Consider the following 2,916-nt stretch of genomic DNA (forward strand, 5'->3'; position numbering starts at 1 on the left):
CGGCCAGCTGCGCGACTACGCGGCCGCCCACGTCGGCGTCGTCGCTGCCCATGGCCTTGTTGCGCAGGAAGTCGCGCTTGATCTGCTCCCACCGCGCGGCTTCGTCAGCCGTGAGCACGCCGCGGAGTTCCTTGAGCTTCAGCAGGTTCTCTTCGGCGCCCGTCGTGAGCAGCTGCGCCTCGCCCTGGTAGTGGTCGGAGATCAGCTGCTGCAGCTCGGCGTCGTTCATCACCGGCGAAATCTTCTCCGCCAGCTTGTTCATGTTGCGGTAGCTCCCCTGCAGCTTGAACGCCGGCTCGGTACGGTACCGGTCTGCTTGGGCGGCGCTGGCGATGTACTGCTGGTTCACGCGGTACACCACGTCGCGCGCCTTCATGATGCGCTTGAGCGTCTCGACGATCTCATTGATCTCCGCCGCGCCGTACGCATGGCTGAGCCCGTTGGTGGATACGTCGAGGCCCTTCGCGCGGTCGGCGAACAGGTACAGGTCCGCCATCTCGCGGGTGGCGAGCGGCGCAAGCACCGGGTTGGAGGTCAGCGAGTTCTCGATGTAGCTGAGCGTGAACGCGTCTTCCATCCCCCCGAGCACGTCGCCCAGGTTGTAGATGTCGGCGCGGTTGGCGAGCATGTCGGGGATCTTGAAGACCTCGCCCGACTCGGTGTACGGGTTGCCCGCCATCACCACGCAGAACTTCTTGCCGCGCAGGTCGTACGTCCTGGTCCCCCCCCGCCACACGCCCTCGATGCGCCGCGTGCCGTCGCACAGGGAGATGAACTTCTGCAGGAACTCGGGGTGCGTGTGCTGGATGTCGTCGACGTACAGCATCACGTTGTTTCCCATCTCCAGCGCCAGCCCCAGCTTTTCCAGTTCCTGCCGCGAGGTGGCGTCCGGCGCCTGCGCGGGGTCCAGCGACCGCACCTCGTGGCCCAGGGCGGGGCCGTTGACCTTGACGAAGACCAGCCCCAGCCGGTGCGCCACGTATTCCATCAGCGTGGTCTTTCCGTACCCCGGGGGCGAGATCATCATCAGCAGGCCCATCAGGTCGCTGCGCTTGCCCTCGCCCACCGTGCCGATCTGCTTGGCGAGGTTGTCGCCGATGATGGGCAGGTACGTGTCGTTGATGAGCTTGTTGCGCACGAACGACGTCAGCGGGCGGGCCCGCAGCTCGCCCAGGCGCAGCGCATCGCGCTCGCGGGTGGAGATCTCCTGCCGGATGGCCTGGTAGCGGCGATAGCCGGGGAGGAAGCGGTCCCGATGGTCCCGCAGGCGGCCCAGGAACTCGTCGATCGCGATCGTCAGGCGGCCCGCTTCGATGCGCGGATGCTCGCCCAGCAGCCCCTCGACCGTGGCCAGCGGCTGCGCGTGGTTGGGCCGGCGCTGCAGCTGGTTGCGGGTAAGGATGAGCGACGCCGCCTCCGGGACGTAGCGCGCAATCGGGGCGAGCGCGGCGTCGCTGCACAGCGCCTGCAGCCAGTGGATGACGTACTCGTACCGCGCGGCCGGGCGATCCTCCAGCTGCTCCAGCATCTGACCGAAGGCGGTGCGGAGATCGGCGTCGCCCAGGCGTGACAGTAGCGCGTCCGCCAGCTCGCGCGCGGGGAGCGAGAGGATCAGCCCCTCGTGCCCGCCGGCCAGCTCGTCGAACAGGTACGACGCGGCGTCCGCGGCCACGGCGGCGCCGAACGGTAGGCTGTTCGTGTCCGCGAAGGCGCGCAGCCGGTCCGCCATCTGCGTCCGGAGCGCGTCCGCGGCCGACCGGGAGCCGAACAGCCCCTGCATCGCCCTGGCGCTGGCGACGCCCGCCTTCCACTCCCGCGCATCCTCATCCTTCTGCGCGGCCGCCCAGAAGAGCGCGGCGAGGGCGCGGGGCTCCGGCGCGTGCACCAGCTCACCCGCGGCCTCCAACTGGGCCAGGGCGGTCCGCAGGATCAGCGTGGCGTCGTGGTCGTGGATGCCGCGCTGGTAGCCGTCCCGGTACCGCGGCGCGGCGAAGTCTACGACGGTCTTCGCCAGCTCGTCGGCCGTCTGCCTCCGCAGCAGCTCCATCGAAAGCCCCTCCGCGCCGGCCTCGGCCGCGGCCAGGACTTCGCCGGCCAGGTACTCGCCGCGGTAGAGGGAAGCGGACTCCGACTCCAGCGACACCTGCCAGTAGTCGCGGAGCGCGCCCAGCTCTTCACTGTGGATGGGCTCCATGAAGTCGGTGCCCGTCAGGTGCACCGCCAGCTCATCCCCGCGCGGCAGGATGGTCAGGTCCAGCGGCTGCGTGCTGACGCTGAAGCGGTGGCGGCCCAGCTTGATGACGTTTCCGCCGCCCTCGAACAGGTCGGTGCGGTCCCGCAGCGCGCGGACGGCGCCGTCGCGGGCGCTCTTGACGCGCGCCTCGACGTCGTCGGCCTTCACCGGGTCCTTCAGCGCACGCAGCCGCTCGGCGAGCTCGCGCACCTTCAGGATCAGCGGGTCGCCCGCGAAGAAGGCGTTCAACTCGTCGGCGGTGGCGAACTTCTCGGTGCGGCGCCCCAGTCCCTCGACGATGCGGTTGGCCGCCTCGAGCACCGACTGCGCCTTGCGCTGGCGGTCGTCCAGCAGCGCCTGGCGGTGCGCCTCGAACGTTTCCAGCAGCTCCTCGCGCTTGCCCAGGATGTCGCCCAGGAACTGCTCGTGCTCGCCGAACTGGCTCTCGATCTCCTCCAGCTGCACCATCAGCCGCGAGAGCTGTTCATCCGCCTTCTCGGGATCGGTCGCCAGCCCCAGCGCGCTCGCGACGCTCTGCCCGAAGAGGGAGAACTGCGCGCCGAACTGGGCGACGGCCTCGGCCGAGCCCAGCGTCTTGCGGCGCTGTGCGGCGCGGGCGCGGGCCTGGTTGAGGCCGGCGTAGATGGTGGAGATGGCGTCCACGACTCGCGTGCGCTGCACGG

At 69.8% G+C, this 2,916-nt stretch carries 1 protein-coding gene; it reads right to left on the bottom strand.

Annotation, left to right across the window (positions count from 1 at the left end; all coding sequences use genetic code 11):
• On the bottom strand, positions 1–2,916 hold a 2,916-nt coding region (locus VIB55_RS06755; protein WP_331875907.1), incomplete at both ends, for an AAA family ATPase.

It is taken from the genome of Longimicrobium sp. (genome assembly GCF_036554565.1).
Classification (GTDB): Bacteria; Gemmatimonadota; Gemmatimonadetes; order Longimicrobiales; family Longimicrobiaceae; genus Longimicrobium.